This window comes from Citrobacter freundii complex sp. 2024EL-00216 (assembly GCF_043945515.1).
Lineage (GTDB): Bacteria > Pseudomonadota > Gammaproteobacteria > Enterobacterales > Enterobacteriaceae > Citrobacter > Citrobacter portucalensis.
The window spans coordinates 1-22837 of record NZ_JBIMRA010000011.1 but is presented as its reverse complement, the minus strand read 5'-3'; the positions used below and the strand labels follow the sequence as shown (position 1 = coordinate 22837).

Genomic DNA, 22837 nt, shown 5'->3' with positions numbered 1-22837 from the left:
CCATTGGCGGGCCTTTTTATTTGTGCAGCATTCCTGTCAACCAACGGGAAAATTCACGCATCGCGGGTGTCTCCGGACGCGATTGCAAACGCGTTATCCAGTAACTTCCCAAATCAATCTGCGTTAAAAACGGTTGAACGATTCGTTCCCTACTGAGTAAATGCGTGAACATTCTGACTGGTGCAATTGCCACACCGATCCCCGCCTGCGCGGCTTCCAGCATGGTGACGGACGAATCAAACACCACCACGTTGTGCGTCGGTGACGGGGGCGCCTCTCCGGCGGCCTGCATCCAAAGCGTCCATTCATCCCGCCGATACGATCGTAATAACGGAAATTTCAGGATGTCCGCAGGCGTTTGTATCTGCGAAGCCAATGTTGGCGAACACAGTGGAGACATCAACGCGCTACATAAATATTGCGCGTCGGTATCGTGCCAGGCTCCCCCTCCGTAGCGAATGGTATAATCCAGCCCTTCGGCAGCGGGATCCACGCGGTTATTATGGGTAGAAATATGCAAATCAATATGCGGGTAACTGCGCTTAAAATCGCCCAGTAGAGGAAACAGACACCCAACCGCAAAGGTCCCCACCACGCCAATTTTAAGTTTTTCCTGGGTCTGTTTGGTGGCAAAACGATCCAGCATCCCCGCCATACGATCGAAAGAGTCATTAAGTACAGGTAACAGACTTTCCCCTTCAGTCGTCAACATTAATCCACGAGAACCGCGCACAAAAAGCTGACAATTTAGCTGCTGCTCCAGCGCTTTTACATGCTGACTGATGGCAGAATGCGTCACGTTAAGCTCAATCGCGGCGCGGGTAAAACTGAGATGTCTGGCCGCGGCTTCAAAAGCCCGCAGCGAGTTAAGAGGGATATAGCTACGCGTCATCATCCGGCCTGTTAGAAAAACTTATATCTGCTGCTAAATTTAACCGTTTGTCAACACGGTGCAAATCAAACACACTGATTGCGTCTGACGGGCCCAGACACCCTTTTGCTTTTAATTACGGAACTGATTTCATGATGAAAAAATCGTTATGCTGCGCTCTGCTGCTGACAGCCTCATTCTCCACGTTTGCCGCCGCCAAAACAGAACAACAGATTGCCGATATCGTTAATCGCACCATCACCCCGTTGATGCAGGAGCAGGCTATTCCGGGTATGGCCGTTGCCATTATCTACCAGGGAAAACCCTATTATTTCACCTGGGGTAAAGCCGATATCGCCAATAACCACCCAGTCACGCAGCAAACGCTGTTTGAGCTAGGGTCGGTCAGTAAGACGTTTAACGGCGTGTTGGGCGGCGATGCTATCGCCCGCGGCGAAATTAAGCTCAGCGATCCGGTCACGAAATACTGGCCAGAACTGACAGGCAAACAGTGGCAGGGTATCAGCCTGCTGCACTTAGCCACCTATACGGCAGGCGGCCTACCGCTGCAGATCCCCGATGACGTTACAGATAAAGCCGCATTACTGCGTTTTTATCAAAACTGGCAGCCGCAATGGACTCCGGGCGCTAAGCGTCTTTACGCTAACTCCAGCATTGGTCTGTTTGGCGCGCTGGCGGTGAAACCCTCAGGAATGAGTTACGAAGAGGCAATGACCAGACGCGTCCTGCAACCATTAAAACTGGCGCATACCTGGATTACAGTTCCGCAGAACGAACAAAAAGATTATGCCTGGGGCTATCGCGAAGGGAAGCCCGTACACGTTACTCCTGGACAACTTGACGCCGAAGCCTATGGCGTGAAATCCAACGTTACCGATATGGCCCGTTGGATTCAGGTCAACATGGACGCCAGCCGCGTTCAGGAGAAAACGCTCCAGCAGGGCATTGCGCTTGCGCAGTCTCGCTACTGGCGTATTGGCGATATGTACCAGGGATTAGGCTGGGAGATGCTGAACTGGCCGCTGAAAGCTGATTCGATCATCAACGGTAGTGACAGCAAAGTGGCATTGGCAGCGCTTCACACCGTTGAGGTAAACCCGCCCGCCCCGGCAGTGAAAGCCTCATGGGTGCATAAAACGGGATCCACTGGAGGATTTGGCAGCTACGTAGCCTTCATTCCAGAAAAAAACCTTGGCATCGTGATGCTGGCAAACAAAAGCTATCCTAACCCTGTCCGTGTCGAGGCGGCCTGGCGCATTCTTGAAAAGCTGCAATAACTAACGATGAGGCCCAGGATATTGGGCCTCCTTTCTTTCTCTTTTTTTCCTGTTGTCATCTACACTTAACAAAAATACAGCAAGGAAAATCCCATGCGCATTTTGCCCGTCGTTGCTGCAGTTACGGCTGCATTCCTGGTTGTCGCGTGTAGCTCCCCGACACCGCCGAAAGGCGTTACCGTGGTAAATAACTTTGATGCCAAACGCTATCTGGGAACCTGGTATGAAATTGCACGCTTCGACCATCGTTTCGAGCGCGGGTTGGATAAAGTGACCGCAACATACAGCTTGCGCGACGACGGCGGGATCAACGTTATTAACAAGGGCTATAACCCTGACAGGGAGATGTGGCAGAAAACGGAAGGGAAAGCCTATTTCACCGGCGACCCAAGCAGAGCCGCGCTTAAAGTTTCTTTTTTCGGCCCCTTCTATGGCGGGTATAACGTAATTGCACTCGACCGGGAATATCGTCACGCGCTGGTTTGTGGTCCGGATCGCGACTACCTGTGGATCCTTTCACGGACCCCTACTATTTCAGATGAAATGAAACAGCAAATGTTAGCCATCGCGACCCGGGAAGGGTTTGAAGTGAATAAACTGATTTGGGTGAAACAGCCTGGCGCTTAGTGAGTGCTCAGCTTCAGACCAATAATACCAGCAACGATCAGCCCAAGGCTCAGCAAACGTGCCGGGCTGGCAGACTCACCCAGCAGCAAAATCCCTGTAATGGCCGCCCCAACAGCGCCAATACCGGTCCAGACCGCATAAGCTGTTCCAACAGGCAACGTGCGCATTGCCCAGGAGAGCATGGCGATGCTGACGATCATCGCCGCAATAGTGATAATGCTTGGCGTAAGACGCGTAAAACCGTGGGTGTATTTCAGGCCAATCGCCCATACGACTTCGAGCAAACCTGCAATTAATAAAACGATCCAGGACATATCAGGCTCCAGAACTATGGGGCCGTCCCCGGTGAATGAAGCGTTTGCAGGTCGTCCTGCAAAGCTGATGTGTGAAATGGCATTTTTGCCCGGAAGAAAATGAATTTCAACCTTTTTATTCACCGCCTGCTAAAAGCAAGAATTAAGCATAATTAGCGGCGTAGTTCCCGCATTTGCACTCATCGGAGTTCTCTATGATGAAGGGCTTTCTGAAACCAGAAAGTCGATTGCCCCTCTTCTGAATGCGAAACGTTTATGCTTAAAATTTTAGTGATTGACCGGTGCCACTTTACCCGCACAGGGATAGAGGCCTTGCTTAATCATTCTGGCAGGTTCAGCTCCTCATTTCTGGTATCAGGAATCAATAATCTCCTGTTAGCAAAAGAGCATATTTTGCAATGGAAACCGCATCTGGTGATCGCGGATTTATACAGTTTTATTAGCGAGACGCACTCCAGTCCGCCAATTAAACCTTTTTTTATGAGTTGTGGCGTCATCCCACTGATTTTACTGCAATCAGCAGACAGACAGCATGCCCCCATCGTGCCCTCTCAATCCGTAGCCCATTCGGTCTTGACCAAGCACACCACGCTGAACACACTCTCCAACACAATTCAGGAAGCGCTTCAGGTTCGCCCCGCATTAGAAATAGCCAAAAACGCCACGCCTTTGCTTACGCCGCAGGAGGAGAAAGTATTATCAATGTGGATGGATGGTGTGAGTAACAATGCCATTGCCGCCGCGCTCAGCATTCATGGCAAAACGGTCTACACCTATAAGCGGAATATCCGTATGAAACTGCACCTGGGGAACCGCTTCTCGCCGTTCCTTTCACTCCCAGGGAAGGGAGATTAACGGTACGACACTTACGTCGTACCGTTCTTCATTATTGCTGAGCTTTTGTCGCTGCACCAGAGATTGCGCTACCGCCTTCAGAGATATCCTGTCCTACGCCTCGTGTGGTATTACACGCGGTTAGAACGGAAGAAAGTACCAACACAGAAAAGATCGCAGCAATTGTCTTCTTAACCATAACGTCTTCCTTTTCTAGCCAATATTGTTTGTGTATAGCTACTTAATAATAGACAAGATCCGGGAGTGTGATGGATAAACACCCGTTTTTAAGACTATATGAAAGGATTAGCTGGCGGCGTGAGAAATTGAATTGCCAAGATGTTTGATGTCTTCACCGAAGCCGCGCGCGGTATTGCATCCCGTCATGAGGGTGCTGGTGAAAAGGAGTAGCATTACAAGACCGAGAAGACGTTTCATCATTCCTGCCCTGGAAAAAGTATGGCGCAGCAACCTGCGCCATAAGATCAAATGGAAAACTTATTTTACGCGAGAAACGTATTCGCCGGAGCGGGTATCCACTTTGATCACTTCGCCGATCTGTACGAACAGCGGAACTTTAACAACTGCGCCGGTAGACAGGGTAGCCGGTTTGCCGCCAGTACCAGCGGTATCGCCTTTCAGACCTGGGTCGGTTTCAACAACTTCCAGCTCAACGAAGTTCGGCGGAGTTACGGAGATCGGCTGACCGTTCCACAGGGTCACGATGCATTCAGCCTGGTCCAGCAGCCATTTGGCGTTATCGCCTACCGCTTTCTCGTCTGCAGCCAGCTGTTCGAAAGTGGTGTTATTCATAAAGTGCCAGAACTCACCGTCGCTATACAGGAAGGTCAGGTTCATGTCGGCTACGTCTGCGCCTTCAGCGGAGTCAGTAGACTTGAAGGTTTTCTCTACGCGAGTACCGGTCAGCAGGCGACGCAGCTTAACGCGCGCAAATGCCTGGCCTTTACCTGGTTTAACGAATTCGCTGGCTTCAACCGCATAAGGTTCGCCGTCCAACATGATTTTAAGACCAGCACGAAAATCGTTGCTATAGTACGTTGCCATAAGGCCCTCTGAAAATTGTTAACTGGTAGCTAAGCCACAAAATGGCGCATATTGTAACCCTAAATACCCCATCCAGAGAAGATTGGTTATCGCAACTTGCCGATGTTGTGACCGATCCCGATGAACTTCTGCATATTTTGAACATAGATGCAGATGAAAAACTGTTGGCCGGACGCGACGCGAGACGGCTTTTCGCCCTGCGCGTGCCGCGTGCGTTTATTGCCCGCATGGAGAAAGGCAACCCGGACGATCCGCTTTTACGTCAGGTACTGACTGCCCAGGAAGAGTTTGTGGCCGCGCCAGGCTACTCAACCGATCCACTGGAAGAACAGCACAGCGTGGTTCCCGGTCTGCTGCATAAATATCGCAATCGGGCACTGCTGCTGGTTAAAGGCGGTTGCGCGGTAAATTGTCGCTATTGCTTCCGCCGGCACTTCCCATACGCCGAAAATCAGGGCAATAAGCGCAACTGGCAGGTCGCCCTCGACTACATTAACGCGCACCCTGAGCTGGATGAAATCATCTTCTCTGGTGGCGATCCGTTAATGGCCAAGGACCACGAACTGGACTGGTTGCTCACGCAACTGGAAGCTATCCCGCACATTAAGCGTCTGCGTATTCACAGCCGTTTACCAATAGTGATCCCGGCGCGCATTACAGAAGGACTGGTCGAGCGTTTTGCGCACTCCTCCTTGCAGATTCTGCTGGTCAATCACATTAACCATGCCAATGAAATTGATCAGACGTTTCGCCAGGCGATGAGCAGTCTGCGTGCCGTGGGCGTTACGTTACTCAACCAAAGCGTATTGCTGCGTGGCGTGAACGATAACGCACAAACCCTGGCTAACCTTAGCAACGCACTGTTTGATGCCGGTGTGATGCCCTATTACCTGCACGTGCTGGATAAAGTGCAGGGTGCCGCACACTTTATGGTCAGCGACGATGAAGCGCGTCGCATTATGCGTGAGCTTCTGACGCTAGTTTCCGGCTATATGGTCCCCAAACTGGCGCGTGAAATTGGTGGTGAGCCAAGTAAAACACCGCTGGATCTGCAGTTACGTCAACAATAGCCATTACTGAGTGTCCGATTCCGGACACTCACCACGATTACTTATTATTTAAATCCCCACAAGTGGAGCCTCGCTTTTAATCTGTGCTATTTTAATTAGCGCAGTTAAATAATTCATTCGTAAATTTTATCAATAATTTCAAATGCAGAATATTAACAAATATATGGTTAGGGAGAACCTTTTATGGCTATAAGTATTAAGGGCATTAATACTGGCATTATTCGCCAAAAGAATGAATTTGTTGCCATGGCATTAAAAATAAAAGAACCAAGAAACAAGGAATCACTCTTTTTTCTCTCTCCACTTGGACTTAGAGACCTGCTTATCGCGCTGGAGAGTCGGCTGTACGCTATTTCTCAGCTAAACAAAGACGAGCGTATGCAATATGAAAAGGCATGTGATAAAGCCAGCAAAAAAATGCACGAGAATATTCCGTCAATTCAGGAAGATGAACTAAAAAATGCGGATATTAACCGTCGCATAAATTCGCTGATGTTAGTGGATGACAAAGGCGAGAATTTAACATTTTCTCTGACGTTACATGACGGACAAACATGCGAATTACTGGTTAATGAATTACAGATTCAGGTGTTGGCGCATGCAATTATTCACGCAATAAATAATGCTGGCATGAGAGAACTCGCGCTACGAATAACATCGCTGCTGGATTTCCTGCCGCTGTACGATGTTGATTGTCAGCAAAACGACAATCTGGAATACGACTCTTATACACAACCCGAATGGAAACATAACCTGTTTAATCATTATCTGGCGATTATTTACCGCTATACAGATGATAAAGGAAAAGCCCAGTTCTGTGGTTCGGTCGTGAAAACTCGCGCCCTTTCCGGTAGCAAAGAAGCCGAAGCCATTACTCGCCGCCTTCTCGACTTCAGCCCGCGGCTGAAAAAACTTACCGGTGTACCGTGCCAGGTGTTTGTCAGAACGTTGACGGGTGATAAGACGCAAAAGCTCAATCAGGATCAGTGCCTGCGCGCATTGCATCATTTACGCGTTCAGTCTGCGCATAAGACTCAGAATGCCTGATGGCGCTGCGCTTATCAGGCCTACGATCATTCGTACCGTAGGCCGGATAAGACGCTTTAGCGTCGCCATCCGGCATCAGCAGCAGTTCTCAATTAGGGCACTTATAAACCTGTCCAATCATCTCACTGGCGGTAGGAACAAAGCTGGACAGCATTCCCTGCGATGGGCTGCTGACGCCATAAATCACGTTACCGCCCATTGCCGCAGCCTGGTTACGCAGATCGTTTGCTGCGCCACGCATTGAGCCGCCCTCTTCGCCGTGCTGGCCTGAAAGCCAGTTGCTTTGCTTACCGGTTGCGGTGCCTATCAGTTGGCACTCTGCGCCAGGCTTGTCTTCAACAAAACGTACGCTTTGCCCGGCTGAACTCAGTTCATTGCTGGAGCTACAACCCGCCATCAGTAGCGCGGCACCAACGATCCCTGCTAAATATTTCACGTGCATGTCATTCCCCATATTCAATTAGTTGGACCTTATGTCCGTAGCTGAATCATATACTAAAAAGATGACCAAAAGAAAAACCCCCAGACATTTCTGCCCGAGGGTTTCTCAATTCTGGGAGATGAACACCCAAATCATTCTGGTTGCAGGAAGGCGGCCAGTTTGTTAATCCCCAGGAGCTTACTCAAGTAAGTGACTGGGGTTAGCAAACGCAGCCAACGCATCTGCAGCCTGAAGGATGCAGGGTGTAGGCAATTACATCATGCCGCCCATTCCACCCATGCCACCCATACCGGCAGCACCTAAGTCAGGCGCATCGCCTTTCGGCAGGTCGGTAACCATGCACTCGGTGGTGATCATCAGACCCGCAACAGAAGCCGCGTACTGCAGAGCAGAACGAGTTACTTTGGTTGGATCCAGGATACCCATGTCGATCATGTTGCCGTATTCTTCAGTTGCAGCGTTGTAACCGTAGTTACCGTCACCCGCTTTCACGGTGTTAGCCACTACAGACGGCTCTTCGCCGCAGTTCAGTACGATTTGACGCAGTGGGGATTCCATTGCGCGCAGCGCAACTTTGATACCTACGTTCTGGTCTTCGTTCTGACCTTTCAGGCCGGCAATTTTAGACGCTACGCGAATCAGCGCAACACCACCACCAGCAACCACGCCTTCTTCTACAGCAGCACGGGTAGCGTGCAGGGCATCTTCAACGCGGGCTTTCTTCTCTTTCATTTCAACTTCAGTCGCAGCACCAACTTTGATAACCGCAACGCCGCCTGCCAGTTTCGCTACGCGCTCCTGCAGTTTTTCACGGTCATAGTCGGAAGTTGCTTCTTCGATCTGCTGACGAATCTGAGTCACGCGACCCTGGATTGCAGCTTCGTCGCCCACGCCATCGATGATGGTGGTGGTGTCTTTGTTGATAACAACGCGTTTCGCCTGACCCAGATCTTCCAGAGTTGCTTTTTCCAGCTCCATACCGATCTCTTCAGAGATAACGGTACCACCGGTCAGGGTAGCGATATCTTGCAGCATTGCTTTACGACGATCGCCGAAGCCAGGTGCTTTAACTGCAGCGACTTTCACGATACCGCGCATGGTGTTAACAACCAGAGTTGCCAGCGCTTCGCCTTCAACATCTTCAGCGATGATCAGCAGCGGTTTGCCTGCTTTCGCTACAGCTTCCAGAACCGGCAGCATTTCGCGGATGTTGGAGATTTTCTTGTCAGCCAGCAGGATGAACGGGCTTTCCAGTTCTACTGCGCCAGTTTCCGGCTTGTTGATGAAGTAAGGAGACAGGTAGCCACGGTCGAACTGCATACCTTCAACCACGTCCAGTTCGTCCTGCAGACCGGTACCGTCTTCAACGGTGATCACGCCTTCTTTACCGACTTTGTCCATCGCTTCAGCGATCAGTTTACCTACGGTTTCGTCGGAGTTAGCGGAAATGGTACCAACCTGAGCAATAGCTTTAGAGTCGGAGCACGGTACGGACAGAGCTTTCAGTTCTTCAACAGCAGCAGCGACAGCTTTGTCGATACCACGTTTCAGATCCATCGGGTTCATGCCCGCAGCAACGGCTTTCAGACCTTCAGTGATGATGGACTGAGCCAGTACGGTTGCGGTGGTGGTACCGTCACCTGCAGCGTCGTTCGCTTTAGAGGCAACTTCTTTCACCATCTGCGCACCCATGTTTTCGAACTTGTCTTCCAGTTCGATTTCACGTGCTACGGAAACACCATCTTTAGTGATGGTCGGTGCACCGAAAGATTTATCCAGAACTACGTTACGGCCTTTTGGACCGAGGGTAACTTTCACTGCATCTGCCAGTACGTTTACGCCGCGCAGCATTTTCACACGAGCGTCGTTACCGAATTTTACGTCTTTAGCTGCCATTTTCTCTTTCCCTTAAATTCGTATGTTCAGTGTCGTTCGCGGATTAGGCTTCAACAATCGCCAGGATGTCGCTTTCAGACATGATCAACACTTCTTCATTGTCGATCTTCTCAGATTTAACTCCGTAGCCATCGTTGAAAATAACGATATCGCCGACTTTCACGTCCAGCGGCTGTACGGTACCGTTGTCCAGGATGCGACCCTTACCGACAGCGATGATTTCGCCACGAGTTGATTTACCTGCTGCAGAACCGGTCAGTACGATGCCGCCAGCAGATTTGGATTCAACTTCTTTACGTTTGACGATCACACGATCATGTAACGGACGAATACTCATTGATAGCTCTCCTTTGAGAAAGTCTTTATCAGTTATGGGTGACGCCGGCCCGTAAACGGTTTCCCGGCTAGTGACCAGAGAGATGGGGATGGGGTTTTGTGCCTTCAAGGGGGCAAGCGAAAAAAATTTTTTATCAGCAGAAAATCCCGTCAAAACGCCGACGCACCTCACATTTCATAACGATTTCAGTCACGTCGTCATAAGCAAATCTGATTGTGATACCATCAAAAATCTGCGCTGTAGCCCGGTCAATGGGCATAACCGGATAACAACTTATGAGCGGACTGAAACAAGAGCTGGGACTGGCTCAGGGCGTTGGCCTGTTGTCGACATCATTGTTAGGTACAGGCGTTTTTGCCGTCCCCGCGCTGGCCGCACTGGTTGCGGGCAACAACAGCCTGTGGGCATGGCCGGTGCTGATTGTTTTGGTCTTTCCTGTGGCGATTGTCTTCGCCGTACTGGGTCGTCATTTTCCCAGCGCAGGCGGTGTGGCGCATTTTGTCGGCATGGCCTTTGGTTCACGCCTGGAGCGCGTCACCGGATGGCTATTTTTGTCGGTCATTCCTGTCGGTTTGCCTGCGGCATTGCATATCGCCGCCGGATTCGGTCAGGCGATGTTTGGCTGGCATGACGAGCAGCTTTTGCTGGCTGAGCTCGGTACGCTGGCATTGGTTTGGTACATCGGCTCTCGCGGCGCAAGCTCCAGCGCGAATCTACAAACGGTCATTGCAGGACTGATTGTTGCCCTGATTGTTGCTATCTGGTGGGCGGGCGATCTGACACCTGGCGAAATCCCCTTCCCTGCGATTACCGATATTGAGCTTCCCGGCCTGTTCGCCGCGTTGTCGGTCATGTTCTGGTGCTTTGTCGGCCTTGAAGCGTTTGCTCACCTGGCGTCTGAATTCAAAAATCCGGAGCGAGACTTCCCACGCGCACTGATGATCGGCCTGCTGCTGGCAGGGTCTGTTTATTGGGCATGCACCGTTGTCGTTCTCCATTTTGGTGCCTACGGCGAGCAAATGGCGGCCGCAGCGTCGCTGCCAGAGATCGTCGTGCAACTGTTTGGCGTACAAGCTCTGTGGGTCGCCTGCATCATTGGTTATCTGGCCTGTTTTGCCAGCCTCAACATTTATATACAAAGCTTCGCCCGGCTGGTCTGGTCGCAAGCGCAGTATAAGCCGGAGAGTTATCTGGCTCGTCTGTCCCCCCGACACCTTCCGCGCAATGCGCTAAACGCCGTATTGGGCTGTTGCGTAATCAGTACTCTGTGCATCTATATGCTGCAAATCAATCTCGATGCGTTAATCGTCTACGCCAACGGCATCTTTATTATGATTTATCTGCTGTGCATGCTGGCAGGTTGTCGATTACTGAAAGGGCATTATCGCGTACTGGCGGTCATTGGCGGTCTGCTGTGCCTACTGCTACTGGCGATGGTCGGCTGGAAGAGTCTATACGCGTTGATTATGCTGGCAGGACTTTGGCTGTTTTTACCCCGCAGGCCGGATAAGGCAACGTTGACGCCGTCATCCGGCCTATAAACACTTTTGCCGGATGGCGCTAACGCTTATCCGGCCTACATACTGATGCTTAATCCCGACGATCGTCTTTATGTTCGATGCTGTCGCGCTTGTCATCCTTGCGCTGAAATTCACCATCAAAAGTCTCACCGCCACCCGTTCCGGCGCTAAAACCACCGCCAGGCATACGCGAAAAACGCAAATGTGGCAGCAGTTTCATCGTCAGATGTTTTTGCACCGGGGGTAATAAAAGAAGAAGACCGAGGAAATCGGTAAAAAATCCGGGCAGCACCAACAGCAGACCGGCAATAATCAGCGATACGCTTTTGATCATTTCTGCAGCCGGACTTTCACCTGCCGCCATTTTCTGTTGCATCAGTAAAAAGTTCTTAAATCCCTGGTTACGAACCAGAGACATACCGATAACCGATGTAAAAATAACCAAAATCAGCGTCATCAGGACGCCCATCACATGGGCAACCTGAATAAAGATAGATATCTCTATGTAAACATAGAGAAAAATGGCAAGTAATGGTATCCAGCGCAAAGGGATCTCCTGTTAATAACAGCCGTTTTGTTCAACTTCTGTTCGAAAAATTATGTTAATCGCATCGATTTGATATTGTGGTGGTTAGCAAAATTTCAAGTGGCTTGTACACTAATATTTGGGGTTAATCACAAAGGGGTGATCCATTTCACAGAATAATAAATAAGGGGTAAATTCCACGCTTTAAGTGATCCAGATTACGGTAGAAATCCTGAACCAGCATATGATCTCGGGTATCAGACCGATGCAGGGGATAATCGTCGGTCGAGAAACAATCGAAATCACATATATCCTGTGTGTTTAGTCAAATCATTGGCAGCTTGAAAAAGAAGGTTCACATGTTAAACAACATTCGTATCGAAGAAGACTTGTTGGGTACCAGGGAAGTTCCAGCGGACGCCTACTACGGTGTCCACACTCTGAGAGCGATTGAAAACTTCTACATTAGCAACAACAAAATCAGCGATATTCCTGAATTTGTTCGCGGTATGGTAATGGTTAAAAAGGCAGCGGCTATGGCCAACAAAGAGCTGCAAACCATTCCTAAGAGTGTGGCAAATGCCATCATCGCGGCGTGTGATGAAGTCCTGAATAACGGAAAATGCATGGATCAGTTCCCGGTAGACGTTTACCAGGGTGGTGCGGGTACCTCCGTCAACATGAACACCAACGAAGTTCTGGCCAATATCGGTCTGGAACTGATGGGTCACCAGAAAGGTGAATATCAGTACCTGAACCCGAACGACCACGTTAACAAATGTCAGTCTACCAACGACGCATACCCAACTGGCTTCCGTATCGCTGTATACGCATCCATCATCAAACTGGTTGATGCACTGAACCAGCTGCGCGAAGGCTTCGAGAAAAAAGCTGTTGAATTCCAGGACATCCTGAAAATGGGTCGTACCCAGCTGCAGGATGCTGTACCGATGACCCTCGGTCAGGAATTCCATGCTTTTAGCGTACTGTTGAAAGAAGAAGTGAAAAACATTAGCCGTACCGCTGAGCTGCTGCTGGAAGTTAACCTCGGCGCGACAGCAATCGGTACTGGTCTGAACACACCGAAAGAGTACTCTCCGCTGGCAGTACAGAAACTGGCTGAAGTCACCGGCTTCGCCTGTGTTCCGGCAGAAGATCTGATTGAAGCAACTTCTGACTGTGGCGCATACGTTATGGTGCACGGCGCACTGAAACGTCTGGCTGTGAAGATGTCCAAAATCTGTAACGACCTGCGTTTGCTCTCCTCTGGTCCGCGTGCGGGTCTGAACGAGATCAACCTGCCGGAACTGCAGGCTGGTTCTTCTATCATGCCAGCTAAAGTGAACCCGGTTGTTCCGGAAGTCGTAAACCAGGTGTGCTTCAAAGTCATCGGTAACGACATCACTGTAACCATGGCATCTGAAGCTGGTCAGCTGCAGCTGAACGTAATGGAGCCGGTCATTGGTCAGGCAATGTTTGAATCCATTCACATTCTGAGCAATGCTTGCTACAACCTGCTGGAAAAATGCGTTAGTGGTATCACTGCTAACAAAGAAGTCTGTGAAGCGTTTGTATTCAACTCCATCGGCATCGTTACTTACCTCAACCCGTTCATTGGTCACCACAACGGCGACATCGTCGGTAAAATTTGTGCCGAAACTGGTAAGAGCGTACGTGAAGTTGTCCTGGAGCGCGGTCTGTTGACCGAGTCTGAACTGGACGATATCTTCTCTGCACAGAACCTGATGCACCCTGCTTATAAAGCAAAACGTTATACTGATGAAAGCGAACAGTAATCGTGTAGGGTAGTACCGGAGAAGGCACGTCATGATGACGTGCCTTTTTTCTTACTCGAAGTTACTTAAAAACAACAATTTAATATCAACTTGTTAAACAACAAGGAAGGCTAATATGATAGTTTTAGAACTTATCATCGTTTTGCTGGCAATCTTTTTAGGTGCCAGACTTGGGGGTATCGGTATTGGATTTGCAGGTGGGCTGGGTGTTCTGGTTCTCGCCGCTATCGGCGTAAAACCCGGTAATATCCCGTTCGATGTTATTTCCATCATCATGGCGGTTATCGCTGCCATTTCAGCTATGCAGATTGCAGGTGGTCTGGACTATCTGGTTCATCAAACTGAAAAACTGCTGCGTAAAAACCCGAAATACATCACGATCCTTGCACCTATCGTGACCTATTTCCTGACTATCTTCGCAGGTACCGGCAACATCTCTCTGGCAACGCTGCCAGTTATCGCTGAAGTTGCGAAAGAACAAGGGATCAAACCTTGCCGTCCGCTCTCTACTGCAGTGGTTTCTGCACAGATTGCGATTACGGCTTCTCCAATCTCCGCAGCCGTGGTTTACATGTCTTCCGTAATGGAAGGTCATGGCATCAGCTACATTCACCTGCTGTCCGTGGTCATTCCGTCCACCCTGCTGGCTGTACTGGTCATGTCCTTCCTGGTAACTGCGCTGTTCAACTCCAAACTGTCTGACGATCCGATTTATCGTAAGCGTCTGGAAGAAGGCCTGGTTGAACTGCGTGGTGAAAGACAAGTTGAAATCAAAGCGGGCGCAAAAACTTCTGTTTGGTTGTTCCTGCTGGGCGTGGTTTGTGTCGTCGTATATGCGATCGTCAACAGCCCAAGCCTCGGTCTGGTCGCTAAGCCGCTGATGAACACCACCAACGCAATCCTGATCATCATGCTGAGCATCGCGACGCTGACCACGATCATCTGCCGCGTTGAAACTGACTCCATCCTGAACTCCAGCACTTTCAAAGCCGGTATGAGCGCCTGTATTTGTATCCTGGGTGTTGCATGGCTGGGTGATACCTTCGTATCTCACAACATTGACTGGATCAAAGATACTGCAGGTAGCGTAATTCAGGGTCATCCGTGGCTGCTGGCTGTCATCTTCTTCTTTGCTTCTGCACTGCTGTACTCTCAGGCTGCAACCGCTAAAGCACTGATGCCGATGGCTCTGGCTCTGAACGTTTCCCCACTGACTGCTGTTGCGTCTTTCGCCGCGGTTTCTGGCCTATTCATTCTGCCAACCTACCCAACTCTGGTTGCGGCAGTTCAGATGGATGACACCGGTACAACTCGCATTGGTAAATTCGTCTTTAACCATCCGTTCTTCATCCCGGGTACTCTGGGTGTGGTTCTGGCTGTCTGCTTCGGCTTCTTGCTGGGCAGTTTCATGCTGTAAGTTTTTCCTGCAGGGTGCCTGGGCGCCCTGCAGTTCCTCCTCCCCACCCCGCTTTAACTAACATCCTTCCCTCGTCCGTTGTATAGTGACCATTCTTTTGCTGGTTACTCTGTTCTTTCGAGGTGTTTATGCTTGATGTAAAGAGTCAGGATATTTCCATCCCCGATACCGTTGTGGTGCTCTGTACCGCCCCGGATGAAGCAACCGCCCAGGATCTCGCCGCCAAAGTGCTGGCGGAAAAGCTGGCTGCTTGCGTGACCCTGCTACCCGGTGCGACCTCCCTCTACTATTGGGAAGGCAAACTGGAACAGGAATATGAAGTCCAGATGATTTTAAAAACCACCGTCACACACCAGCAAGCCCTTCTCGATTGCCTGAAGTCACATCATCCATATCAAACACCTGAACTTCTGGTTTTACCCGTCACTCACGGAGACTTTGATTACCGCTCATGGCTCAACGCATCCTTACGCTGATCCTGCTGCTGTGCAGCACATCTACCTTTGCCGGATTATTTGACGCGCCTGGCCGCTCGCAGTTTGTTCCTGCCGATCGGGCGTTTGTTTTTGATTTTCAGCAAAACCAACACGATCTGAACCTCACATGGCAGGTTAAAGATGGCTACTATCTGTATCGCAAACAGATAAGCATTACGCCATCTCAGGCCAATATTGCTGAGGTAAAACTGCCGCCAGGCGTCTGGCATGAAGATGAGTTTTACGGCAAAAGTGAGATTTACCGTAAACAGCTGACTGTCCCGATCACGGTCAATCAGGCTAAGTCTGGCGCAACATTAACGATCACATACCAGGGCTGCGCCGACGCTGGATTTTGCTATCCACCAGAAACAAAAACGGTGCCATTAAGTGAAGTGTCTGCTGGTTCCGCGGCCGCCTCTGCGCCAGCCCCAACCACTGCAGATCCGCAAGAGAAACCGCAGCCCGCGGCCCAACTCCCCTTCTCCGCGTTGTGGGCATTGCTGATCGGAATTGGTATCGCGTTTACGCCTTGCGTACTGCCGATGTATCCGTTGATTTCCGGTATCGTACTGGGTGGCAAGCAGCGCTTATCAACCGGACGGGCACTGTTGCTGACGTTTATCTACGTTCAAGGGATGGCGCTCACCTATACCGCGCTGGGTTTGGTTGTTGCAGCCGCAGGTTTGCAGTTCCAGGCTGCGCTTCAGCATCCCTACGTCCTGATTGGCCTTGCCGTCATCTTTACGCTGCTGGCTCTGTCGATGTTTGGCTTGTTCACGCTGCAATTGCCTTCATCACTGCAAACGCGTCTCACGCTAATGAGTAACCGCCAGCAAGGCGGATCTCCCGGCAGCGTCTTTGCGATGGGGGCGATTGCTGGCCTCATCTGTTCTCCTTGCACAACGGCCCCGCTAAGCGCGATTTTGCTGTATATCGCTCAGAGCGGGAACATGTGGCTGGGAGGTGGCACACTGTATCTGTATGCGTTGGGGATGGGATTACCCCTGATGCTGATTACCGTATTTGGCAACCGCTTGCTGCCTAAAAGTGGCCCATGGATGGAACATGTCAAAACCGCTTTTGGCTTTGTCATTCTGGCGCTTCCCGTCTTCTTGCTCGAACGTATCGTTGGCGACGAGTGGAGCGTTCGCTTATGGTCACTGCTAGGCGTCGCGTTCTTTGGCTGGGCGTTCATCACCAGCCTACAGGCAAAGCACGCCTGGATGCGTATCGTGCAGATTGTCCTGTTAGCCGCAGCACTGGTAAGCGTGCGTCCATTGCAAGACTGGGCGTTCGGCGCGCCATATGCTCAAACCCAGGCACATCTTAACTTCACGCCGGTGGCATCGATAGATGCGTTAAATCAAGCACTGGCGCAAGCTAAAGGCAGGCCAGTCATGCTGGATCTGTATGCCGACTGGTGTGTAGCCTGTAAGGAATTTGAAAAATACACGTTCAGTAATCCGCAGGTTCAGCAAGCGCTAGGCAACACAGTGCTATTGCAGGCGGATGTGACAGCAAACAATGCACAGGATGTCGCACTCCTGAAACATCTACAGGTTTTAGGTTTGCCGACTATCTTGTTCTTTGATGCCGAGGGGAAAGAGCACCCGGAAGCTCGGGTTACGGGCTTTATGGATGCCGCGACCTTCAGCGCACATTTGCGCGATCGCCAACCGTGAGCGACACTTGCAACAGGAAATACGGAGGAGAATACCGTGCAACGTGAAGATGTCCTGGGAGAAGCCCTGAAATTACTTGAGGTGCAAGGGATAGCCAATACCACGCTGGAAATGGTGGCCGAACGCATCGATTATCCTCTGGATGAACTGCAGCGCTTTTGGCCCGATAAAGAGGCCATTCTGTACGATGCGCTGCGTTACCTCAGCCAGCGGGTGGATATCTGGCGGCGTCAGCTTTTACTGGATGACACGCTGAGCGCTGAGCAGAAATTACTGGCGCGCTACACTGCGCTGTCCGAATGCGTGAGCAATAATCGCTATCCCGGCTGTTTGTTCATCGCCGCCTGTACGTTTTACCCCGATCCCGGGCATCCGATCCATCAGTTAGCCGATCAGCAAAAAAAGGCGGCACATGACTTCACCCATGAGCTGCTGACGACGCTGGAAGTTGACGACCCGGCAATGGTCGCCAAACAGATGGAACTGGTGCTGGAAGGCTGCCTGAGCCGCATGCTGGTTAATCGTAGCCATGCTGATGTCGAAACGGCACACCGCCTGGCTGAAGATATCCTGCGCTTTGCCCAGTGCCGAATGGGCGGTGCGCTGACCTAAGCGAGCATTATCTGTTTTCGTCGTCTCTGCCGGATAGATTTGTGCAAACTTCAGGCATAACCATGCAGATTGCCGCAATATTAAGCGGTTGAACAATGTTTCCAGAAATTTGATTGACTGACAGACGTGAATACGGTTTAATGCGCCCCGTTGCCCGGATAGCTCAGTCGGTAGAGCAGGGGATTGAAAATCCCCGTGTCCTTGGTTCGATTCCGAGTCCGGGCACCACTATTTAGAAGAACCCGCCTATGGCGGGTTTTTTGCTTTCAGGGCTCCGCAAGATTTCTTATCGTTCTGCCCACAGCGACTCCCACCCCACCTCATCACGACACTTAAACCTTTCACTGGAACCACGATGGTACTGCAAAAAATATAGCGGTATCAGGCACACCTCTTTGTCTGGCGTGCTTAACCGTAGGCTAAATTTGAGTAATTTATCTGAACAACCTTGGGCACAATACTGTTGCGGGAGCGCCAGGTCGCGCCGCATTTCATTGATAAGCTCGCTGAAGGTCGCCCCCCTCTTCCAGATGGCGTTGTAGGGTACGCACATTCATCCCCAGGGACTGGAGCTGGTGCGCCGCCTCGACATCTGAAGCAAACGCCAGGGAGTAAATACCAACCTTCATCTACAATTGCCATCATACCGAGCAAATAATGAGTCAACGAGGAATCTGGATGGTGAAAACAAGAGTCATACAGTCAGCGCAGGGAGCCCATGCCTATCCGCTGCTGATCAAGAGCTTGCTGCTGTCGGGTGGGCGTTCTCATCCCGAGCGAGAAATCGTCTACGCCGACAAGCTGCGTTACGACTATCGCACCCTCAAACAGCGCATCCATCGCCTGGCAAACATGCTGACAGCGGCCGGTGTCATGCCTGGAGACACCGTAGCCCTGCTAGATTGGGACAGCCATCGCGCCCTCGAGTGCTTCTTCGCGGTGCCTATGATTGGTGCCGTGCTACACACGGTGAACGTCCGCTTCTCGGCGGACCAAATCGCTTACACCATGAATCATGCCGAGGACAACCTGGTACTGGTGCACGACGACTTCTTGCCGGTTGTCGAGTCACTGGCAGAGACACTGACCACTGTCCGGGGATACATCCAGCTTAGCGACGAAGAATCGAAGGCAACCAGCCTGCCGGTGCTGGGGGAATATGAGACCCTTCTGGCCGCAGCGAGAGATCGCTTTGACTTCCCCGACTTCGATGAAAACTCGGTAGCGACCTTGTTCTACACCACTGGAACCACGGGCAATCCCAAGGGGGTCTACTTCAGCCATCGTCAGCTGGTCCTGCACACGCTCAATGAGCTGGGCCTCCTGGCAGCCCACGAGGGACAGTCGCTGCTACGATCGAACGATGTCTACATGCCGATCACTCCTATGTTTCACGTGCACGCCTGGGGCGCTCCCTATGTCGCAACAATGCTGGGTGTGAAGCAGGTCTACCCCGGTCGTTACGAACCCAACAAGCTGGTGCGGTTCTATCACGATGAGGGTGTATCCTTCTCGCACTGTGTGCCAACCATCTTGCAAATGATCCTCGAGTGCGACGAAGCCACACGGACCGATCTGTCGGGATGGAAGATGTTGCTGGGTGGCAGTTCACTGTCCCTTGGACTGGCGACACAGGCCCACCATAAGGGCATACGCATTCACGCTGGCTATGGTATGTCTGAAACCTGTCCCCTGCTCTGTATGACCCACTTAAGCGATGCCGAGCTGGCCCTTCCCATGGATGAGCAGTTACCCCTGCGGATTCGGACCGGCCTGCCTGTTCCGTTGGTGGATCTGCGTATCGTCGATGGCGAAGGTCGGGAGGTAGTGCACGACGGCGAAGCCCTGGGTGAAATAGTGGTGCGAGCCCCTTGGCTGACTCAGGGCTACCTGAAGGAACCCGAGAAAGGAGCTGAGCTATGGAATGGCAGTTGGCTGCATACCGGCGACATTGCCTCTATCGATCCCCATGGGATAGTGGAAATAAAGGATCGCATCAAAGACGTAATCAAGACGGGCGGTGAGTGGATAAGCACGCTGGAGCTGGAGAGCCTCATCAGCTCACACGCGGCAGTCAGGTCGGTAGCCGTCGTCGGGATACCTGATGAACAGTGGGGCGAACGCCCCCTGGCTCTGGTGGTTTGCAAGGAAGGAGAAGACCTGGAGCCGCAGGCCATAGCGGCACATCTGCAAGGATTCGTCGACCGCGGCCACATCACTAAATGGGCGATCCCACGACAGATAAGGATAGTCCCGGATATTCCCAAAACCAGCGTCGGTAAGATCAACAAGCGCCTGATTCGGGAGCTCGAAGCCAGCAATGGGAAGGAAAGCATTTAAGCGATCTGTCGCATTCATAGCGTAAGGTTAACAACAGTCACACTGCTTATATTTCAGGTAGCATGTCGTTATCAATGCTCTGCCGGGGATCTCACCATCCCCGCGCGGATGCTGATCCCCCTTTAGCAAAATGGGTGCCAGGGCATGTTCATCGCCACAGGCACCTCGGGCCCGGCGTTATGTTGATTCGGCAAAATCAGTTTACGGGCTGATTTCCTTACTTTGTGGATTCCGGTCAATGTCAGGTCCTGCTGGACGAAAAATCCGCCCCCAGACCTTCCATCCAGCCTGATCATTTACCTAAATCTGCTTTATTCAACAACGCCAGATTCACCCTCACTCATGCTTTCTTTGCTTTGAATGAACCGGAGCGCCAAATAAAGGTCTGGTGCCAGAATCATGTCGTCATCTTTCATTGTCGGTCGACTCTCCTTAAACCAGCGTGTTAACTCCGTTTTCCGGCCCGCAAGAATTAACTTAATCTGCCGCCCCTTCAGGTCCCGTTTTAACTCATTAATGGTTGCCAGAACGCTGATATCTGAATAGGTAAAGCAAGAAACGGCGTCAATGACCACCCATTTAGGTTGTAGTACTGCACCATCGACTAAATTCAAAACGCGGCGCTTAAAATAGGCCACATTAAAATAGGTCAGCGGTGAGTTAAATCGGTACATCAACACGCCAGGGATCATTTTCACATCAGTTGAATTACCTAATGAGTGAATCATCCCATTTTCGTCAATTCCCAATAAGTGTTCAGTAGGACGGAAAACTGTGCGCAGGAACTGCAACAGACCCAACAATACCGCAAGGCCAATCCCCTGAATAACACCAATAATCAGAACACAGCCAAAGGTGAAGAACGCCAGGCGAAATGCGGGTTTATTTCTTCGCCTCAGGTTCCAGAGCCCGCGTAAATCAATTAATGACCACGATGCATAAATTAGAACAATGCCTAATGCAGATACCGGAATAAATTGTAATGGCTGCGTGAAAAATACCACGACGATTCCGATGATTAAGGCAGCAACAACGGAAACAAGCTGGCTTTTCCCTCCAGAGGAATCATTTACCGCAGTCCGGGAATCGGCTCCGCTAATCGCAAACCCCTGAGATAAACCAGACATTAGATTCGCGACACCCAAAGCCCTGAACTCAGCATCAGCATTTATTTCGTATCCGTTTTTTGCGGCAAAACTGCGAGCGGTGAGCATCAGGCTAACAAAACTGACTAACGCCAGGTTCAGCGCAGGGATCAATAAATCACGCGCCAGACCAGGCTGAAACGATCCCCAGTGAACGACGGGCAAACCAGACTGAAAGCCCGATCCCCCAATAGTGGCAATCCCATACTGCTGCGCAGATGTAATCCATACCAGCGCCGTTGTTATCACAATAGCAATCAACGGTGCTGGCCATTGGCTACGAAACGTCTTGATAGCTATTAAAATCGCTAACGTTAGGATGGAGATCCCTAAGGTTAATAAATGAATTTCTGAGAGTCGGCCAGGCAGGGCAATGATCTTCTCAATCACTTGCTCTTCATCAAGCGTAATCCCCAATACCTTACCGAGTTGCCCGACAATAATCGTCACGGCAACCCCGTTAAGCAGACCCGTTAGAATGGGATGCGAAAGCAAGTCAGCAAGCGCGCCCAGGCGAAATTTACTGGCAAGCAGGCACCATCCCCCCATCATCACAGTCATGACAATTGTCAACTGCCAGTGAAGTTCTGGGTTTCCGGCAGAAAGAGGAACTACAACGGCTGCAATTACCGCGCAGGTCGTGGCATCAGGGCCAACAATCAATTGGCGGGAAGAACCAAACAGCGCATAAGCTAGCATTGGCAAAACGCAGGAATATAACCCGACGATAGCCCCGACTCCCGCCAACTCAGCGTAAGCAATCGCAACCGGTAGTGCTACAGCAGCAACGGATAACCCGGCTTTAACATCATGTTTTAGCCAGCTTTTATCGTACGCTAATAAATTTTTTAGCCCCGGCATGTAGTTTAATACCATTTTTCCGAACACTTTATTCCCCGGATAGACCCTTACTTATAGATAAAGGTACACGTAACTGTCGCAGGCGATCCTGATATTTTCGGGAGGTAATACAGAAAATTCAGATTGGGGGTTTACCGCATATACCGCAGGAAGGCTTGTGTTATGGAGGCTCAGGATATTGCTTTGCACCCGATGGTGCGGTGTTGTGATGTGCCTGATGCGCTGCGCTTATCAGGCCTACAAAATACATTCAGCCCGGCCCCTGTAGGCCGGATAAGGCGGCACGTCGCATCCGGCGGTTTTCATCCCGCACAGACGCAAAAAAGCCCATCCGTCAGGATGGGCTTCTTCACTTTATTTGATGCCTGGCAGTTTATGGCGGGCGTCCTGCCCGCCACCCTCCGGGCCGTTGCTGCGCAACGTTCAAATCCGCTCCCGGCGGATTTGTCCTGGGCAGGAGAGCGCTCACCGACAGACAACAGATAAAACAAAAGGCCCAGTCTTTCGACTGAGCCTTTCGCTTTTATTTGGTGCCTGGCAGTTCCCTACTCTCGCATGGGGAGACCCCACACTACCATCGGCGCTACGGCGTTTCACTTCTGAGTTCGGCATGGGGTCAGGTGGGACCACCGCGCTACAGCCGCCAGGCAAATTCTGT

General features: G+C 51.0%; 22 protein-coding genes, 1 tRNA gene and 1 rRNA gene. 13 read left to right on the top strand and 11 right to left on the bottom strand.

What is annotated here, in order from left to right:
* Nucleotides 1–16: 16 nt before the first annotated feature.
* On the bottom strand, nt 17–892 hold the full coding sequence (gene ampR / locus ACHHZ7_RS15370) for a LysR family transcriptional regulator AmpR (RefSeq protein ID WP_020996269.1): 876 nt from the start codon (nt 890–892) through the stop codon (nt 17–19).
* A 131-nt stretch (nt 893–1023) separates the two neighbouring features.
* On the opposite strand from ampR, the gene ACHHZ7_RS15365 reads away from it, so the two are divergent.
* Both ACHHZ7_RS15365 and ACHHZ7_RS15360 read left to right on the top strand, forming a co-directional pair.
* The gene (locus ACHHZ7_RS15365) at nt 1024–2169 is read left to right on the top strand and encodes a class C beta-lactamase CMY-49 (RefSeq protein ID WP_060682854.1); all 1146 of its coding nucleotides are present in this window, start codon (nt 1024–1026) and stop codon (nt 2167–2169) included.
* 93 nt (nt 2170–2262) lie between these two features.
* Nucleotides 2263–2796, top strand: a complete 534-nt coding sequence (locus tag ACHHZ7_RS15360; protein WP_001221666.1) for a lipocalin family protein — start codon at nt 2263–2265, stop codon at nt 2794–2796.
* Here ACHHZ7_RS15360 and sugE read toward each other — a convergent pair.
* Nucleotides 2793–3110 carry a quaternary ammonium compound efflux SMR transporter SugE gene (gene sugE / locus ACHHZ7_RS15355; RefSeq protein ID WP_000118520.1) on the bottom strand — a complete coding sequence of 106 codons (318 nt, stop codon included), beginning with the start codon at nt 3108–3110 and terminating at the stop codon, nt 2793–2795. The two genes, ACHHZ7_RS15360 and sugE, sit on opposite strands and share 4 nt — an antisense overlap.
* Before the next feature lie 255 nt (nt 3111–3365).
* Here sugE and ACHHZ7_RS15350 point away from each other — a divergent pair, with 255 nt between their 5' ends.
* Nucleotides 3366–3965, top strand: coding sequence for a helix-turn-helix transcriptional regulator (locus tag ACHHZ7_RS15350; protein ID WP_032942159.1), 600 nt, complete (start codon nt 3366–3368; stop codon nt 3963–3965).
* 31 nt (nt 3966–3996) lie between these two features.
* Here ACHHZ7_RS15350 and ecnB read toward each other — a convergent pair whose 3' ends face one another.
* The 3 genes from ecnB to efp form a co-directional block, all read right to left on the bottom strand.
* Complete coding sequence (ecnB, locus tag ACHHZ7_RS15345; protein WP_003025482.1) at nt 3997–4143, bottom strand: lipoprotein toxin entericidin B; 147 nt, start codon at nt 4141–4143, stop codon at nt 3997–3999.
* 107 nt (nt 4144–4250) lie between these two features.
* Nucleotides 4251–4385: a lipoprotein antitoxin entericidin A gene (gene ecnA / locus ACHHZ7_RS15340; RefSeq protein WP_048236299.1), complete on the bottom strand. Its 135-nt coding sequence runs from the start codon at nt 4383–4385 to the stop codon at nt 4251–4253.
* 57 nt (nt 4386–4442) lie between these two features.
* Nucleotides 4443–5009 carry an elongation factor P gene (efp, locus tag ACHHZ7_RS15335; protein WP_003025478.1) on the bottom strand — a complete coding sequence of 189 codons (567 nt, stop codon included), beginning with the start codon at nt 5007–5009 and terminating at the stop codon, nt 4443–4445.
* A 41-nt stretch (nt 5010–5050) separates the two neighbouring features.
* Between efp and epmB the strand changes: the two genes are divergently transcribed.
* Complete coding sequence (epmB, locus tag ACHHZ7_RS15330; protein ID WP_060682855.1) at nt 5051–6079, top strand: EF-P beta-lysylation protein EpmB; 1029 nt, start codon at nt 5051–5053, stop codon at nt 6077–6079.
* 183 nt (nt 6080–6262) lie between these two features.
* The gene (yjeJ, locus tag ACHHZ7_RS15325) at nt 6263–7126 is read left to right on the top strand and encodes a YjeJ family protein (protein ID WP_060682856.1); all 864 of its coding nucleotides are present in this window, start codon (nt 6263–6265) and stop codon (nt 7124–7126) included.
* Nucleotides 7127–7214: 88 nt separating this feature from the next.
* On the opposite strand, the gene ACHHZ7_RS15320 is transcribed toward yjeJ, so the two are convergent.
* The 3 genes from ACHHZ7_RS15320 to ACHHZ7_RS15310 all read right to left on the bottom strand — a co-directional run bounded on the left by ACHHZ7_RS15320 (nt 7215) and on the right by ACHHZ7_RS15310 (nt 9801).
* A complete protein-coding gene (locus tag ACHHZ7_RS15320) occupies nt 7215–7568 on the bottom strand; it encodes a DUF4156 domain-containing protein (protein ID WP_003025468.1) in 354 nt (117 codons plus the stop codon).
* A 252-nt stretch (nt 7569–7820) separates the two neighbouring features.
* A complete protein-coding gene (gene groL, locus ACHHZ7_RS15315) occupies nt 7821–9464 on the bottom strand; it encodes a chaperonin GroEL (RefSeq protein ID WP_003830576.1) in 1644 nt (547 codons plus the stop codon).
* Nucleotides 9465–9507: 43 nt separating this feature from the next.
* Nucleotides 9508–9801, bottom strand: coding sequence for a co-chaperone GroES (locus ACHHZ7_RS15310; protein ID WP_000027827.1), 294 nt, complete (start codon nt 9799–9801; stop codon nt 9508–9510).
* Nucleotides 9802–10076: 275 nt separating this feature from the next.
* On the opposite strand from ACHHZ7_RS15310, the gene yjeH reads away from it, so the two are divergent.
* On the top strand, nt 10077–11342 hold the full coding sequence (gene yjeH / locus ACHHZ7_RS15305) for an L-methionine/branched-chain amino acid transporter (RefSeq protein WP_008785985.1): 1266 nt from the start codon (nt 10077–10079) through the stop codon (nt 11340–11342).
* 49 nt (nt 11343–11391) lie between these two features.
* On the opposite strand, the gene ACHHZ7_RS15300 is transcribed toward yjeH, so the two are convergent.
* Nucleotides 11392–11868: an FxsA family protein gene (locus ACHHZ7_RS15300; protein WP_003025457.1), complete on the bottom strand. Its 477-nt coding sequence runs from the start codon at nt 11866–11868 to the stop codon at nt 11392–11394.
* Between the two features lie 338 nt (nt 11869–12206).
* On the opposite strand from ACHHZ7_RS15300, the gene aspA reads away from it, so the two are divergent.
* The 7 genes from aspA (at nt 12207) to ACHHZ7_RS15265 (ending at nt 20173) form a co-directional block, all read left to right on the top strand.
* A complete protein-coding gene (gene aspA / locus ACHHZ7_RS15295; RefSeq protein ID WP_003830668.1) occupies nt 12207–13643 on the top strand; it encodes an aspartate ammonia-lyase in 1437 nt (478 codons plus the stop codon).
* Between the two features lie 115 nt (nt 13644–13758).
* Nucleotides 13759–15060 (top strand): anaerobic C4-dicarboxylate transporter DcuA, encoded by a 1302-nt coding sequence (dcuA, locus tag ACHHZ7_RS15290; protein WP_003830670.1) that lies wholly within the window; start codon nt 13759–13761, stop codon nt 15058–15060.
* A 128-nt stretch (nt 15061–15188) separates the two neighbouring features.
* A complete protein-coding gene (gene cutA / locus ACHHZ7_RS15285; protein WP_003025447.1) occupies nt 15189–15536 on the top strand; it encodes a divalent cation tolerance protein CutA in 348 nt (115 codons plus the stop codon).
* Nucleotides 15512–17221, top strand: a complete 1710-nt coding sequence (locus ACHHZ7_RS15280; protein WP_060682857.1) for a protein-disulfide reductase DsbD — start codon at nt 15512–15514, stop codon at nt 17219–17221. Before cutA ends, ACHHZ7_RS15280 begins: the two co-directional genes overlap by 25 nt.
* Before the next feature lie 36 nt (nt 17222–17257).
* The gene (locus ACHHZ7_RS15275) at nt 17258–17833 is read left to right on the top strand and encodes a transcriptional regulator (RefSeq protein WP_008785982.1); all 576 of its coding nucleotides are present in this window, start codon (nt 17258–17260) and stop codon (nt 17831–17833) included.
* 152 nt (nt 17834–17985) lie between these two features.
* A tRNA-Phe gene (locus ACHHZ7_RS15270) sits at nt 17986–18061 on the top strand.
* A 450-nt stretch (nt 18062–18511) separates the two neighbouring features.
* A complete protein-coding gene (locus ACHHZ7_RS15265) occupies nt 18512–20173 on the top strand; it encodes a fatty acid--CoA ligase (protein ID WP_060682858.1) in 1662 nt (553 codons plus the stop codon).
* A gap of 311 nt (nt 20174–20484) precedes the next feature.
* On the opposite strand, the gene ACHHZ7_RS15260 is transcribed toward ACHHZ7_RS15265, so the two are convergent.
* The gene (locus tag ACHHZ7_RS15260) at nt 20485–22206 is read right to left on the bottom strand and encodes a SulP family inorganic anion transporter (RefSeq protein ID WP_081003608.1); all 1722 of its coding nucleotides are present in this window, start codon (nt 22204–22206) and stop codon (nt 20485–20487) included.
* Nucleotides 22207–22711: 505 nt separating this feature from the next.
* Nucleotides 22712–22827 (bottom strand): 5S ribosomal RNA (gene rrf, locus ACHHZ7_RS15255).
* Nucleotides 22828–22837 lie beyond the last annotated feature (10 nt).

Coding starts and splice junctions, on each gene's coding strand:
- ampR (WP_020996269.1), bottom strand. CDS start 892: ATGACGCGTAGCTATATCCCTCTTAACTCGCTGCGGGCTTTTGAAGCC.
- ACHHZ7_RS15365 (WP_060682854.1), top strand. CDS start 1,024: ATGATGAAAAAATCGTTATGCTGCGCTCTGCTGCTGACAGCCTCATTC.
- ACHHZ7_RS15360 (WP_001221666.1), top strand. CDS start 2,263: ATGCGCATTTTGCCCGTCGTTGCTGCAGTTACGGCTGCATTCCTGGTT.
- sugE (WP_000118520.1), bottom strand. CDS start 3,110: ATGTCCTGGATCGTTTTATTAATTGCAGGTTTGCTCGAAGTCGTATGG.
- ACHHZ7_RS15350 (WP_032942159.1), top strand. CDS start 3,366: ATGCTTAAAATTTTAGTGATTGACCGGTGCCACTTTACCCGCACAGGG.
- ecnB (WP_003025482.1), bottom strand. CDS start 4,143: ATGGTTAAGAAGACAATTGCTGCGATCTTTTCTGTGTTGGTACTTTCT.
- ecnA (WP_048236299.1), bottom strand. CDS start 4,385: ATGATGAAACGTCTTCTCGGTCTTGTAATGCTACTCCTTTTCACCAGC.
- efp (WP_003025478.1), bottom strand. CDS start 5,009: ATGGCAACGTACTATAGCAACGATTTTCGTGCTGGTCTTAAAATCATG.
- epmB (WP_060682855.1), top strand. CDS start 5,051: ATGGCGCATATTGTAACCCTAAATACCCCATCCAGAGAAGATTGGTTA.
- yjeJ (WP_060682856.1), top strand. CDS start 6,263: ATGGCTATAAGTATTAAGGGCATTAATACTGGCATTATTCGCCAAAAG.
- ACHHZ7_RS15320 (WP_003025468.1), bottom strand. CDS start 7,568: ATGCACGTGAAATATTTAGCAGGGATCGTTGGTGCCGCGCTACTGATG.
- groL (WP_003830576.1), bottom strand. CDS start 9,464: ATGGCAGCTAAAGACGTAAAATTCGGTAACGACGCTCGTGTGAAAATG.
- ACHHZ7_RS15310 (WP_000027827.1), bottom strand. CDS start 9,801: ATGAGTATTCGTCCGTTACATGATCGTGTGATCGTCAAACGTAAAGAA.
- yjeH (WP_008785985.1), top strand. CDS start 10,077: ATGAGCGGACTGAAACAAGAGCTGGGACTGGCTCAGGGCGTTGGCCTG.
- aspA (WP_003830668.1), top strand. CDS start 12,207: ATGTTAAACAACATTCGTATCGAAGAAGACTTGTTGGGTACCAGGGAA.
- dcuA (WP_003830670.1), top strand. CDS start 13,759: ATGATAGTTTTAGAACTTATCATCGTTTTGCTGGCAATCTTTTTAGGT.
- cutA (WP_003025447.1), top strand. CDS start 15,189: ATGCTTGATGTAAAGAGTCAGGATATTTCCATCCCCGATACCGTTGTG.
- ACHHZ7_RS15280 (WP_060682857.1), top strand. CDS start 15,512: ATGGCTCAACGCATCCTTACGCTGATCCTGCTGCTGTGCAGCACATCT.
- ACHHZ7_RS15265 (WP_060682858.1), top strand. CDS start 18,512: ATGGTGAAAACAAGAGTCATACAGTCAGCGCAGGGAGCCCATGCCTAT.